General features: G+C 45.0%; 14 protein-coding genes. 10 read left to right on the forward strand and 4 right to left on the reverse strand.

What is annotated here, in order from left to right; all coding sequences use genetic code 11:
- Positions 1 to 148: 148 nt before the first annotated feature.
- On the forward strand, positions 149 to 1,150 hold the full coding sequence (locus ACTRWF_RS16665; RefSeq protein ID WP_278382921.1) for a branched-chain amino acid aminotransferase: 1,002 nt from the start codon (positions 149 to 151) through the stop codon (positions 1,148 to 1,150).
- 64 nt (positions 1,151 to 1,214) lie between these two features.
- On the opposite strand, the gene gpmA is transcribed toward ACTRWF_RS16665, so the two are convergent.
- The gene (gpmA, locus tag ACTRWF_RS16670; RefSeq protein WP_071950599.1) at positions 1,215 to 1,961 is read right to left on the reverse strand and encodes a 2,3-diphosphoglycerate-dependent phosphoglycerate mutase; all 747 of its coding nucleotides are present in this window, start codon (positions 1,959 to 1,961) and stop codon (positions 1,215 to 1,217) included.
- Between the two features lie 177 nt (positions 1,962 to 2,138).
- Positions 2,139 to 2,600 carry a cupin domain-containing protein gene (locus ACTRWF_RS16675; RefSeq protein WP_462835904.1) on the reverse strand — a complete coding sequence of 154 codons (462 nt, stop codon included), beginning with the start codon at positions 2,598 to 2,600 and terminating at the stop codon, positions 2,139 to 2,141.
- A gap of 448 nt (positions 2,601 to 3,048) precedes the next feature.
- Between ACTRWF_RS16675 and acnA the strand changes: the two genes are divergently transcribed.
- Positions 3,049 to 5,766, forward strand: coding sequence for an aconitate hydratase AcnA (gene acnA, locus ACTRWF_RS16680; protein WP_462835905.1), 2,718 nt, complete (start codon positions 3,049 to 3,051; stop codon positions 5,764 to 5,766).
- Between the two features lie 64 nt (positions 5,767 to 5,830).
- On the opposite strand, the gene ACTRWF_RS16685 is transcribed toward acnA, so the two are convergent.
- Both ACTRWF_RS16685 and ACTRWF_RS16690 read right to left on the reverse strand, forming a co-directional pair.
- Entirely contained in the window at positions 5,831 to 6,325 is a 495-nt protein-coding gene (locus ACTRWF_RS16685; protein ID WP_015066070.1) for an SEL1-like repeat protein, read from the reverse strand.
- Positions 6,326 to 6,464: 139 nt separating this feature from the next.
- Complete coding sequence (locus ACTRWF_RS16690) at positions 6,465 to 8,681, reverse strand: GspE/PulE family protein (protein ID WP_141151460.1); 2,217 nt, start codon at positions 8,679 to 8,681, stop codon at positions 6,465 to 6,467.
- 417 nt (positions 8,682 to 9,098) lie between these two features.
- Here ACTRWF_RS16690 and rpsJ point away from each other — a divergent pair, with 417 nt between their 5' ends.
- Genes rpsJ through rpsC form a run of 8 tightly spaced genes read left to right on the forward strand, consistent with a single transcriptional unit; the run spans position 9,099 to position 13,175 of the window.
- Positions 9,099 to 9,410: a 30S ribosomal protein S10 gene (gene rpsJ / locus ACTRWF_RS16695; RefSeq protein WP_010179497.1), complete on the forward strand. Its 312-nt coding sequence runs from the start codon at positions 9,099 to 9,101 to the stop codon at positions 9,408 to 9,410.
- An 18-nt stretch (positions 9,411 to 9,428) separates the two neighbouring features.
- A complete protein-coding gene (gene rplC, locus ACTRWF_RS16700) occupies positions 9,429 to 10,067 on the forward strand; it encodes a 50S ribosomal protein L3 (protein WP_012516957.1) in 639 nt (212 codons plus the stop codon).
- A gap of 18 nt (positions 10,068 to 10,085) precedes the next feature.
- Entirely contained in the window at positions 10,086 to 10,691 is a 606-nt protein-coding gene (gene rplD / locus ACTRWF_RS16705) for a 50S ribosomal protein L4 (RefSeq protein ID WP_012516958.1), read from the forward strand.
- Positions 10,688 to 10,987 carry a 50S ribosomal protein L23 gene (rplW, locus tag ACTRWF_RS16710; protein WP_012516959.1) on the forward strand — a complete coding sequence of 100 codons (300 nt, stop codon included), beginning with the start codon at positions 10,688 to 10,690 and terminating at the stop codon, positions 10,985 to 10,987. Before rplD ends, rplW begins: the two co-directional genes overlap by 4 nt.
- 14 nt (positions 10,988 to 11,001) lie before the next feature.
- Complete coding sequence (gene rplB, locus ACTRWF_RS16715; protein WP_044055727.1) at positions 11,002 to 11,826, forward strand: 50S ribosomal protein L2; 825 nt, start codon at positions 11,002 to 11,004, stop codon at positions 11,824 to 11,826.
- A 15-nt stretch (positions 11,827 to 11,841) separates the two neighbouring features.
- Entirely contained in the window at positions 11,842 to 12,117 is a 276-nt protein-coding gene (rpsS, locus tag ACTRWF_RS16720) for a 30S ribosomal protein S19 (protein ID WP_012516961.1), read from the forward strand.
- 11 nt (positions 12,118 to 12,128) lie between these two features.
- Positions 12,129 to 12,461 (forward strand): 50S ribosomal protein L22, encoded by a 333-nt coding sequence (gene rplV, locus ACTRWF_RS16725; protein ID WP_020745230.1) that lies wholly within the window; start codon positions 12,129 to 12,131, stop codon positions 12,459 to 12,461.
- Between the two features lie 9 nt (positions 12,462 to 12,470).
- Positions 12,471 to 13,175, forward strand: a complete 705-nt coding sequence (rpsC, locus tag ACTRWF_RS16730; RefSeq protein ID WP_014947978.1) for a 30S ribosomal protein S3 — start codon at positions 12,471 to 12,473, stop codon at positions 13,173 to 13,175.
- Positions 13,176 to 13,177: the final 2 nt, after the last annotated feature.

Here is a 13,177-nt window from a genome sequence, read left to right on the forward strand (position 1 = left end):
CTGACCCCATTATTTGTGTGTTGTCAGTATTTCTAGACATTCTTATTCGATAAAAGCCTTAATAGAATCGACTTACTTTTAGCAATGTGCGGGTTTTTTGGTAAACTCTTGCGAATATCATTTTAGTCGAAGTAAATAGGACGAACTAATGGCCGTATTCGGTACAGTATTCATGCCACAAATGGCACTTGCTACCTTTGTCAACGATAAGTGGACTGACACCGAATTTGTCAGTGCAGACAGTATTTCACTTCACCCTGGTGCGCACGTGCTTCACTATTCAAGCACTTGTTTTGAAGGCTTAAAGGCATTTAAACACGAAGATGGCAGCATCAATATTTTTAGAATGGACAAAAATATTGAGCGTTTTGCGCAAAGTAGCCGTCTTTTAAATTTGCCTGAAATAGATAAAGCGCAAGTTGAAAAGATGATTATCGATATTGTCGCGAAATACGCTTCTGAGGTACCAGAGCCTCCAGGTTCTATGTATATCCGTCCTACGCATATCGGAACAGAAGCGTCTATTGGCAAAGCTGCAGCACCGTCAGCAGATTCAATGCTATACGTATTATTGTCTCCGGTCGGTGATTATTTTGCTGGCGGAGCCAAACCGCTTCGTTTGTTACTAGATGAAACTGGAATGCGCTGCGCTCCACATATGGGAATGGTGAAGAGCGGCGGTAATTATGCCAGTGCTTTACCACCTATCCTTAAAGCTCGTGCAGAAGTTCAGGCTGATCAAATACTGTTTTGTCCAAATGGCGATGTTCAAGAAACCGGTGCAGCAAATTTCTTACTGATTGACGGTGACGAGATTATTACGAAAGGGCTAGACTCAAGCTTCTTACACGGCGTGACTCGCGCAACGGTTCTTCAAATTGCTAAAGACCACGGTATGAAAGTAAGTGAGCGAGATATTACGGTAGATGAACTATTAGAACGTTCTGCAAAACCCAATACTGAAGCTGCGCTGTCTGGTACTGCGGCTGTACTAACACCAGTAGGTACGTTTATTCACAATAATAAAGAGTATCAGGTTGGTAACGGTGAAGCTGGTCCTGTAACGATGAAACTTAGACAAGCGTTAAATGATATCCAATGGGGTAAAGCTGAAGATACCCACAATTGGTTAGTAAAAGTGCCAAACTAGTCTAAACGGACACCCATAAAAAAGCCTGCTTAAGCAGGCTTTTTAGTATTTAAAAGGTTTAAGCTTATTTGGCTTGGCCTTGTTTAGCTACTGCATCCATCATTGCTTTAATAGCATCTGCGTCGCCAAGATACTCTTTTGAGATTGGCTTAAGGTTTTCGTCAAGTTCATAAACTAGCGGTACACCCGTTGGGATATTCAAGCTTAGTACTTCGTCGTCTGACATACCGTCTAGGTATTTGACAAGCGCACGAAGGCTGTTTCCGTGTGCTGCGATAATAACACGCTTACCCGCTTGAATGTCTGGACGAATTACATCGTGCCAGTAAGGCAGTACACGCTCGATAGTCAGCTTAAGACTTTCACCGCGAGGTAAAATGTCGGCATCAACGTTGTTATAACGAGGGTCGTGACCAGGGAAGTGTTCGCTTTCATCTTCAACTGCTGGCGGTGGAATATCGAAGCTACGACGCCAAATTTTCACTTGTTCTTCGCCGTGCTTAGCAGCAGTTTCAGCTTTATCTAAACCAGTAAGCGCACCGTAGTGACGCTCATTTAAGCGCCAGTGACGCTCAACGGGTAGGTAGTGTTGACCCATTTCTTCAAGCGCAATGTTAAGCGTTTTAATTGCACGAAGTAGTACAGACGTATAAGCCTGATCAAATGTAAATCCAGCATCTTTAAGAAGCTGACCTGCGGTCTTTGCTTGCGCTACACCAGTGTCGGTCAAGTCAACGTCGTGCCAGCCCGTGAAACGGTTTTCCAAGTTCCACTGACTTTCTCCATGACGAATAAGTACCAATTTATACATAGTTGGGTTACCTGCGGCGTTAGAGTGAAATAGTCTGAGATAATTCCAGAAGTTGGACGTTCAGACGTATATTTAAAAAACTGCCGTTATCATCCTTGATTGGCGCTTAAAAATCCAGTTTCGACTATCACAAAATCGCAGGTAAGATGTGTCTATTGAGCAGAACCTCGTATATAGTCAAATAAACCGCGTTAGGTCGGGGTGGGCTACTTTTATCCATTCTTGTATAGATGGCTCTTCAATGAAACTAAAATCTTCAAAATCAAAGCCCGGGGCTACCGAACATCCCACGAGTGAGTAGTCGCCCATAGTCGCAGCAGCTTGAAAATTCCCCGCTTTTACAACTTCCGCATACTCGTTATTCTGCCCTCCTATGTGGCGTTCCCAAATTTGTTGATTCTCGAGTTGGAACAACTGCAAAGGCGCACCCTCATAGTGATTCCAAACTTCATCATGTAATACTCGATGAAATCGACTTACTTGGCCTTTTAGCAATAGAAAATAAATATGAGTAAGGGCCGGACGGCTTTCGTTGTGCACGTAGGAACTTGTACGGTTGTCAGAACGAAATACCTGACGGTAAAACCCTCCTTCTGGGTGCGGTTCTAAGTTGTACTTCTTAACTAGTGGATGTGTCATGTTAGCGTCGTTATTTTTTTTAATTGGTATGGGCTTTCCCAGTACAAGTCTATTGGAAAAGTATTTAGCGAACTTGCTCATTTGGTTGTCTTGCAAGCATAACCCTTGGTGATATATAAAAAAACATAAATGTTGCGAGTTTGTTAAGTTGTCACTGCTGATCAAGCTAATTGATGTTGAAAGTGTAGGCTTATTGACTGCCGATAACTGATAAACAGAAACCTGCTAAACCGAGTAGCTAAGAAAATTACTTCGTTTAATCAAGCAAAGGTAGTGTATTGCGTTCAGTAAACCGGAACATGTCAATGTTAGGTGAACTTTTTTTCATGTTGCAACCGTACAAATTGTCAAATAAAGGCGAGATAGTGACAACACTTTTATCGCTGATGGCGCAATCGCTAAGAAGCGTCAAATAATTCATGAACAGGCAAAGAAGGATGGAGAGCGTATGACATATAAGTCTTTTTCGCAGCTTGAAGTAAACGGTAAAAACTTCAAGGCGGTTAATTTTGACGGTATAGGCAGTAAATATGCGCTCGACAGGCTTCCGTTTTGTATCAAGATTTTATTAGAAAACTTGATTCGTCACGAGGACGAAGAGTTTGTTAGTAGTGCCGATATAGAAGAAGTGGCTAAGTGGGACACTGATAATCACGTTGATCATGAGGTGTCATTTGTACCTGCACGCGTCATCCTACAAGACTTTACCGGAGTTCCAGCCATTGTAGATTTGGCGGCAATGCGCGATGCGGTAAACCGTTTAGGTGGCGATGCACAAGCGATTAACCCACTGAACCCAGTGGAACTGGTTATCGACCACTCGGTAATGGTCGACCATTTCGCAGAAGAAAATGCACTTGAAAAAAATACCGATATTGAAATTCAGCGAAATAAAGAACGTTACCAATTTCTGAAATGGGGACAATCCAGCTTTGATAATTTCAAGGTAGTGCCCCCGGGCCGAGGCATTGTTCACCAAGTTAATTTAGAATACCTAGCTCGCTGCGCGTTCACCAAAAAACAGGATAGCGAAACCTTGGTTTATCCGGACACCTTGGTTGGAACAGATTCTCATACCACTATGATCAATGGTCTTGGCGTATTAGGCTGGGGTGTGGGTGGCATAGAAGCGGAAGCAGCAATGTTGGGGCAACCCGTGACCATGTTGCTGCCTAAAGTCGTTGGCTTTAGATTATCAGGTAAGCTACCTGCTGGCGTAACGGCCACTGATATGGTTCTCACCATCACGCAGCAGTTACGAGAGCATGGTGTAGTGGGCAAGTTTGTAGAATTTTTCGGCCCCGGCCTTAAACATTTAACTACAGCTGACCGAGCGACTATCGCGAATATGGCGCCAGAGTACGGTGCAACCTGCGGTATCTTCCCCATTGATGACGTAGCCCTAGATTACCTGCGTTTAACCGGTAGGGACGAAGACCAAATTGCCCTGGTAGAAGAGTATGCTAAGTTTAGCCAATTGTGGCATGACGACCATTCAAAAGATGCTCAGTATCACGAAACCCTTGAATTAAACTTAGATGAGGTTGTGCCTTCACTTGCTGGCCCTAAACGCCCTCAGGATAGAATTGCATTAGACAAAGCGGCAGAGGCATTTAATGAATGGCATCGCTCGCAAATTGACGTAAAAGTTTTAGATGAAGAAACGGATCTTATTGCCGAAGCCGGACTAGGTACCTCGGATGATGTGGATGAAGATCACGATTCTTTCGTGGAATTCAGGGGAAGCAAGTTTAACTTAGAAGATGGTGCGATTGTTATTGCAGCAATCACTAGTTGTACGAATACCTCAAACCCTTCAGTGCTGGTTGGTGCCGGTCTACTTGCTAAAAAAGCTGCTGAAAAGGGATTAACGCGGAAGCCTTGGGTAAAAACCTCATTAGCACCTGGTTCGCAGGTAGTAACTCAATATTTAGAAGATGCAGGTTTGATGGACCCATTAGAGTCTTTAGGATTCAATTTGGTCGGTTACGGATGTACAACGTGTATCGGTAACTCTGGGCCGCTTCCTGACGCCATCACCGACGCGATTAGAAAAGCGAAGCTTACAGTAACGTCTGTACTTTCTGGCAACCGCAATTTTGAAGGTCGGATTCATCCAGATGTAGCGGCAAACTACTTAGCTTCTCCACCGCTTGTGGTAGTTTATGCACTTGCAGGTAATATGAATATCGATATTACCAAGGAGCCTCTTGGTCAAGCTAGCGATGGTGCGCCAGTTTATTTAAAAGATATTTGGCCAACTGAAGATGAAATTCAACAGTATATTGCGAAAAACGTGACAGGCGATTTATTTAAAGAAAAATATGCTGACGTGTTTAAAGGTAGTGGTGAATGGAATGAGCTAGAAGTTAGCAAAACGTCTGTGTACGACTGGCCAGAATCTACCTATATTAAACATCCGCCTTTCTTTGAAGTTATGGAGAAAGAGCCTGAAGCACTAACGGCAATCGAGAACGCGCGATGCCTGGTTAAAGTGGGAGACTCTATTACCACTGACCATATTTCGCCCGCCGGTGCTATTGCCAAAGACAGTCCTGCAGGTGAATATTTACAGGCTCAAGGCGTGTCGCCGAAGGACTTTAACTCGTATGGCTCTCGACGAGGAAATCATGAAGTTATGATGCGTGGTACCTTCGCCAATGTACGTCTTAAAAATCAACTCGCACCTGGTACAAGAGGCAGCGCAACGACGCACTTCCCAAGTGGCGATAGTATGTCAATCTTCCATGCTGCTATGCGTTATAAAGATGACGGCGTGCCAGCCGTTGTAATTGGCGGCAAAGAATATGGTACGGGGTCTAGCCGCGACTGGGCGGCGAAAGGCCCATCACTCATGGGCGTAAAAGCAGTATTAGCGGAAAGCTACGAACGAATTCACCGCTCGAACTTAATTGGAATGGGAATATTACCACTTCAATTTAAAGAAGGAGAAAGCGCAAGTACTTTAGCGCTTAAGGGTAACGAGTCTTTTTCAGTTGGCGCAGTGGAGCGTGGTCAATCGGAGGTAGAAGTTAAGGCGGTCACTGATGACGGTGAAACAACGGCCTTTATGATGGATATCAGAATTGATACATCAAACGAGTTTACTTACTTCGAGAACGGCGGAATTCTGCACTACGTGATTAGGGAATACTTGAAGAAGTAGAAAAGTAGCTTAAACATTAATTAAAGCGACGACTCGAAAATCGAGGCGTCGCTTTTTATATGTATTAGTAATAACGTTTTTCGCAAATGATCTCTTTGATGTTAGAACCAATAGCGGCGCGCTTTTCACAGCGTAAGTCCTGAGCTTTTGCACCATATAGAGAGATGTATTCGTCTACATAGGGCTGTAGAGCAGTAATGTAGTCCTCAGGAAGGGCTTTTTTAATTTGACGGTATGAACGATTCCATTCAGCCGTTTTTTGTTCCATCGCTACGCTCAACCATAGCCAACCTTCCTCATAGTTAACAGGCGTTCCCCACCCTTGAAAGTACATCTGCGCTAGATAATATTGACCTTCTTTGTTACCCATCTTTGCTGACGCGGTTAGCTTCTTTAATGCTTTTTCGTACTTTTGCGCTTTTAACGCATGAAGACCTAATTCTAACGTTGATAGGTATTCTGCTTTCCAGATGTGATTCTTCGTTTTACTTTGTGCCAGCGTAGAGCCTGAAAACGTTAAACACGAGATAGTTACAGCGAGAGTAATAAGCTTTTTCATTGGGTATCCCTTCCTTTTTTATCTATATATATACTGTATTTTGCACAATATGTGAACCGTGCGAAAGTACAGTTTTTAGCGGTGCACAGCTAGTGGGCAAACTCGCAGCCACACTAACTAGCTAGCTAATAAGTGTGGTTTATTCTCCACCAACAATTTGAACTTGCGCTAAATCCGTATCACCCTTTATGACTTTATAAATAGCGTCTTGAACGAGGGTACGCATTCCATCTTTAGCGGCCTGAACTTTCATATCTGCTACGCTTGCTTCTTTGTAAACAAGGGAGCGTAGTTCGGGCGTCATACCCAATAGCTCATGCACACCTGTACGCCCTTTATAGCCTGTATTGCCACAGGCTTCACAGCCGTTAGCCTTATACAGTTCAAGGGGCGTTTTCACGTTCAGCTCAGCCATGAGCTCTTTACCGTATTGACGCTCGATGAACGCTATGTCGGTTTCAGTGGCGATATACTTCTCTTTACAGTTGCCACACAAGGTACGAATGAGGCGTTGCGCCAAAATACCCACACAGGCATCTGAGAAGTTAACCGGATCAAGGCCTAAGTCGAGTAAACGGGTAATGGTTTCGGGTGCAGAGTTAGTATGCAGTGTCGACAGCACTAAGTGACCCGTTAAAGACGCTTCTATACCGGCGTGCGCCGTTTCTTTATCACGCATCTCACCAATAAGAATAATATCTGGATCAGCACGTAAAAATGCGCGCAACGCTGCAGCAAAGTTAAAGCCAATCTTAGGGCTTACTTGAACCTGTTGCAGACCAGGCTGGGTAATCTCTACAGGATCCTCTGCCGTCCAAATCTTCTTCTCTGGCGTATTTAAATAGCCCAAGATAGCGTGCAGGGTAGTGGTTTTACCCGAGCCTGTTGGACCAACAACAAGTAAAATGCCGTGAGGCTTTTTAATCATGTCTTCTAGTCGGGCACGGTTGCTAGGCGCCAAGTTCATTTTATCAATAGGCATGGCACCACCTGATGCCAATATCCGCATTACTACGCCTTCACCCGCTACCGTTGGAATAGTGGCTACACGAACTTCTACAAGCTGACCGTTCATTCTAAAAGCGAGCTTTCCGTCTTGGGGCACCCGTTTTTCCGCAATATTCAAATTCGACATTATCTTAATGCGTGCAATAACGGCACTATGGTGAGAATTTGGCACTTGGTTCATATCGCGACAAACGCCATCAACTCGCATCCGCACCCGTGTTGGCGCGTTTTTTTCTGGGTCTATATGGATATCTGAAGCATTAAGGCGTTTAGCGTCATGTAAAATTCTGCTTACCAAGCGCACTACCGCCGGCGCGTCGTCCGATAGCTCATCAATTTGTTCATCGCTGTCTTCCGTTGACGACCCAATTTCATCGAGAATGTCGCTCATCTCTCCTGGGCCGCTGCTACCGCTATGTTCGCCTAAGTATTGCAAAATCAAATTTGGCAGGCTGACAGCAATTTCATAGCTATCTATACCCATAGCGCTTTCTATTTCCATAAGAAGCGCAGCATTATTGGGTTCTGCCATTAATACAATAGGCTTGTCATGCGCGTCGGCAATCACCGCTACGTAGTTCCTTTTTAAATAAGAAACATTTAAACGACTTTCGTTCTCAAACCTGTGGTACTTATCGGGTAGGTAAGGAATGAAAGGAACCTGATAGTGAATAGAGAGGGAGTTACCAATCTCATCTTCTGAGATTCGGTACTCAGATACTAAGCGTTGGATAAACGCTTTTATATCTGGCGTAGTAGCTTGAATATCCTTAAGCGTGGCTTCTTCTAAAAGACTCTTGTGAACTAGAAGGTCAAAGGGATTATGGGTGCCCCCTAATTCGAACCTGAATTTATCACCGAGTATGAGCGCAAGCGCATTGCCAAGCTTTAAATCGTCCTCAGTGAACGCGCCATCGTTTTTATTTATAATTTGTATAACACCCATCAACACGCCGGCGTTCATAATCGGCACACAGAGAATGTTTTGAGTTTTAAAATCGCTGTCTTTATCAAACCTGCCGTCGAAGCGCAAACGAGGGTGAATACTTTGAAGCAATGTGGGGTTGTAAGGGTCGTCGATGACTACGGGCTTTTGAGAAAGGGCGACATAGCCAGCAATTGACATAGGGCTGATAGGCACTTTTATCTCAAGGGTTTCCTTACCCGTTTTAAAACGCGCAACCAAGTCTTGATGCTGACGACGGCGCTGGAAGATACTCATGCGCTTGGCATCGAACAATCCTAGTATCATAGGCTCTAAAAGACCATATGCATCTAGTAATGTAGAGTGGTTGTTTAGGGTGCGTTTTATTTGTGCAAAAGTTTGCTGATTATTTACTACTTCCATATTCTCACTTCTGATAAGGACGGCGCTTATTCCATAATGCTTACGAATTTGTATCCAGGATACCAAGATATACCTATACCACGAAAGCAACAATACTACTTATAGACAGTTACATACAAAGCTTAAGTCTAAAAATAAGTGTATAAAAAGCAAACTGCCTCTTGCATTGCCTCTGACTTTCTGTATAATTCGCGCCCACTGCCCAATAAGGGTATGAATTTTTAGCCGCGACCTCACTGCTTTTAGGGTGGTTGCCGAAGTAACGGATTCATCATTACTGATTAGCCTGTTGCTGGCGTGCTAGAAAAAAGAACAGGGTTCCGATTGGGAACCATCGGTTTACGCACATCTTTTCTTTCCGGAATTAATGGAAGAGAAAAGGTGAATTTTTTTGTTCTTTCGATTGGAGCTTAATCGATGCCAAATCAAAGAATTCGCATTCGTTTGAAAGCGTTTGATCACAAGTTGATCGATCAGTCTACGGCTGAAATCGTTGAAACTGCGAAACGCACTGGTGCTCAGGTAAGTGGTCCTATTCCTCTACCTACTCGCAAAGAACGCTATACAGTTCTGATTTCTCCGCACGTTAACAAAGACGCGCGTGATCAATATGAAATCCGTACTCACAAGCGTTTGGTAGACATCATCGAGCCAACTGATAAAACAGTTGACGCGTTGATGCGTTTGGACTTGGCTGCTGGCGTTGATGTTCAAATCAGCCTGGGCTAATAAGAGAGGGTTATAACAATGGCGATTGGTCTAGTCGGTCGTAAAGTGGGTATGACTCGCATCTTCACTGAAGATGGTACGTCTATCCCTGTGACTGTTATTGAAGCGACCCCAAACCGTGTTACTCAGCTTCGTACTGAGGAATCTGACGGTTATCGCGCTCTTCAGGTTACTGCTGGAACTAAGAAAGCTAACCGCATCAACAAAGCTGAAGCAGGTCACTTTGCTAAAGCTGGTGTTGAAGCTGGACGCACTCTAGTAGAATTCCGCCTAGAAGAAAACGAAGGTGCCGATATTGAAGTAGGCAGTGAAATCACTGTTGAAATCTTTAACGACACTAAAAAGATTGATGTCACTGGTACATCAAAAGGTAAAGGTTTCCAAGGTGCTATCAAACGCTGGAACTTCAGTTCTCAGCGCATGACACATGGTAACTCTTTGTCACACCGTGCTCCTGGTTCAATTGGCCAAAACCAATCACCAGGTAAAGTATTCAAAGGCAAGAAAATGGCTGGTCAGCTTGGTAACAAGCAAGTGACTACGCAGTCTTTGGAAGTTGTACGTGTTGACGTAGAGAACGGCCTTATCCTAGTTAAAGGTGCCGTACCTGGCGCAACTGGCAACGATGTAATCGTAAAGCCAGCTGTTAAAGCGTAACGTCTGGGGAGTGAACTGATGGAATTAACATTGAAAGACGCGCAAAGCGCTCTTGAAGTATCCGAAGCGACCTTTGGACGTGAATTCAACGAAGCCCTGGTACACCAGGTAGTTGTAGCTTACGGAGCAGGCGCTCGTCAGGGTACAAAAGCGCAGAAAACTCGCGCTGAAGTTCGTGGTGGCGGTAAGAAGCCATGGCGTCAAAAAGGTACTGGCCGTGCACGTGCTGGTACTATCCGTAGCCCAATTTGGGTTGGCGGTGGCCGTGCTTTCGCAGCAAAGCCTCGTGACTTCGACCAAAAAGTTAACAAGAAAATGTATCGCGGTGCGATCAAGAGCATCTTGTCTGAACTAATCCGTCAAGACCGTTTGGTTGTTGTAGAGAAGTTCGGTGTTGACGCACCTAAGACTAAAGCTCTTATTTCTGCACTTAACGAATATGAACTAAACGACGTTCTAATCGTTACTCCTGAAGTTGATGAGAACTTGTTCCTAGCGGCGCGCAACTTGTACAAAGTTGACGTACGTGACGTAGCAGGCATCGACCCAGTGAGCTTGATTGCATTTGAGAAAGTGCTAATGACTGCTGATGCGGTTAAACAACTTGAGGAGGCGTTAGCATGAAAGAAGAACGTCTACTGAAGGTGCTAGTAGCACCTCACGTTTCAGAAAAGTCTACAATGGCTGCTGAAGCGAACAACACAGTTGTATTTAAAGTAGCTAAAGACGCGAACAAAGCTGAAATCAAAGCTGCAGTTGAAAAACTGTTTGAAGTTGAAGTTGAAGGTGTTCGTACTGTGAACGTTAAGGGTAAAACCAAGCGTCACGGCATGTCTTTCGGTAAGCGCAGCGACTGGAAAAAGGCCTACGTGGTTCTTAAAGAAGGTCAGGACATCGACTTTGTCGGTGGTGCTGAGTAAGAAGGGGATTAGAAATGCCATTATTGAAAGCTAAGCCAACTTCTGCCGGTCGTCGTCACGTTGTTCAGGTTACTAACCCTGACCTGCACAAAGGTGCACCGTACGCACCTTTGCTTGAAAAGAACAGCAAATCTGGCGGTCGTAACAACAATGGTCGTATTACCACTCGTCACATTGGTGGTGGTCATAAGCAACACTACCGTGTAATCGACTTCAAACGCAACAAAGATGGCATTCCAGCCAAAGTTGAGCGTTTAGAATACGATCCAAACCGTTCTGCAAACATTGCTCTAGTATTGTACGCAGACGGTGAACGTCGTTACATTCTGGCTCCTAAGGGTATGAAAGCAGGCGATGCAATCCAGTCTGGTTCGGGTGCTCCGATCAAGTCTGGTAACACGCTACCTATGCGTAATATCCCTGTAGGTACTGTTGTACACGCAATTGAAATGAAGCCTGGCAAGGGTGCACAAATCGCACGTTCTGCTGGTGCTTACGCTCAGATCCTAGCACGTGACGGAAACTACGTTACCCTACGTCTACGCTCTGGCGAAATGCGTAAAGTTCTTTCTGATTGCCGCGCCACCATTGGTGAAGTTGGTAATGCAGAACACATGCTTCGTTCACTAGGTAAAGCTGGTGCTACACGCTGGCGTGGTATTCGTCCTACCGTTCGTGGTGTTGCCATGAACCCGGTTGATCACCCACACGGTGGTGGTGAAGGTCGTACATCTGGCGGTCGTCACCCAGTAACTCCTTGGGGTGTTCCTACCAAAGGTAAGAAAACCCGAAGCAACAAGCGTACTGATAAGCTTATCGTACGTCGTCGAAACAAGTAATAGCGAGGATTCACCATGCCACGTTCTCTCAAGAAAGGTCCTTTTATTGACCTTCACTTGCTGAAGAAGGTAGAGGCTGCAGTGGAAAAGAACGAACGTAAACCAATCAAAACTTGGTCTCGTCGTTCTATGATCATCCCAGATATGATTGGGTTGACCATTGCGGTCCATAACGGTCGACAACATGTACCTGTCATTATTAGTGACGAAATGGTCGGCCACAAGTTGGGCGAATTTGCGCCAACGCGTACTTACCGCGGCCATGTCGCGGATAAGAAAGCTAAACGTTAAGGGGTAGGAAGATGGAAGCATTAGCTAAACACCGTTTTGCCCGCACGTCGGCTCAAAAGGCACGCTTGGTTGCGGATCAAATTCGCGGTTTACACGTAGAGAAAGCTTTAGAAGTTCTTGCGTACAGCCCGAAGAAAAGCGCAGCGCTAGTAAAGAAAGTTTTGGAGTCTGCAATTGCTAACGCAGAGCACAACGAAGGCGCGGACATCGACGAGCTAGTCGTTGCCAAGATTTTCGTTGACGAAGGTCCAACTATGAAACGTATCAAGCCACGTGCTAAAGGCCGTGCTGATCGTATCTTTAAGCGCAGCAGTCACATCACTGTGGTTGTAGCGGATAACTAGGAGTAGATAATGGGACAGAAGGTACATCCTACAGGTATACGCCTGGGTATCAGCAAACCATGGACATCTACCTGGTACGCTAATACTGCAGACTATGCAGATAACCTGTATAACGATCATCAGGTACGTCAGTATCTGACTAAACAACTTAAGAACGCTTCACTTTCTAAAATCGTGATCGAGCGTCCTGCTAAGAGCATTCGTGTAACTATTCACACTGCTCGTCCAGGCGTAGTAATCGGTAAGAAAGGTGAAGACGTAGAGAAGTTGCGTAACTACGTATCTAAGCTAGCCGGTGTGCCAGCTCAGATCAACATCGCTGAAGTACGTAAGCCAGAGCTAGATGGTCAGCTAGTAGCTGACAGCATTTCTAGCCAGCTAGAGCGTCGTGTTATGTTCCGTCGTGCTATGAAGCGCGCAGTACAAAACGCAATGCGTCTAGGCGCGAAAGGTATCAAAGTTGAAGTTAGCGGCCGTTTAGGCGGTGCAGAGATTGCACGTTCTGAATGGTACCGTGAAGGTCGCGTTCCTCTGCATACTTTCCGTGCAGATATCGATTACGCAACCTCTGAAGCGTCAACTACTTACGGTATCATCGGCGTTAAAGTATGGATCTTCAAAGGTGAAGTTCTAGGTGGTCTACCTACAACTCAAGAGCAAGCACCAGCTGCTCAACCTAAGAAGAAAGGCCGCAACGCTAAGCGAGAGGGCTAATC

Source organism: Alteromonas sp. G5_S2_22_S1, assembly GCF_054968525.1.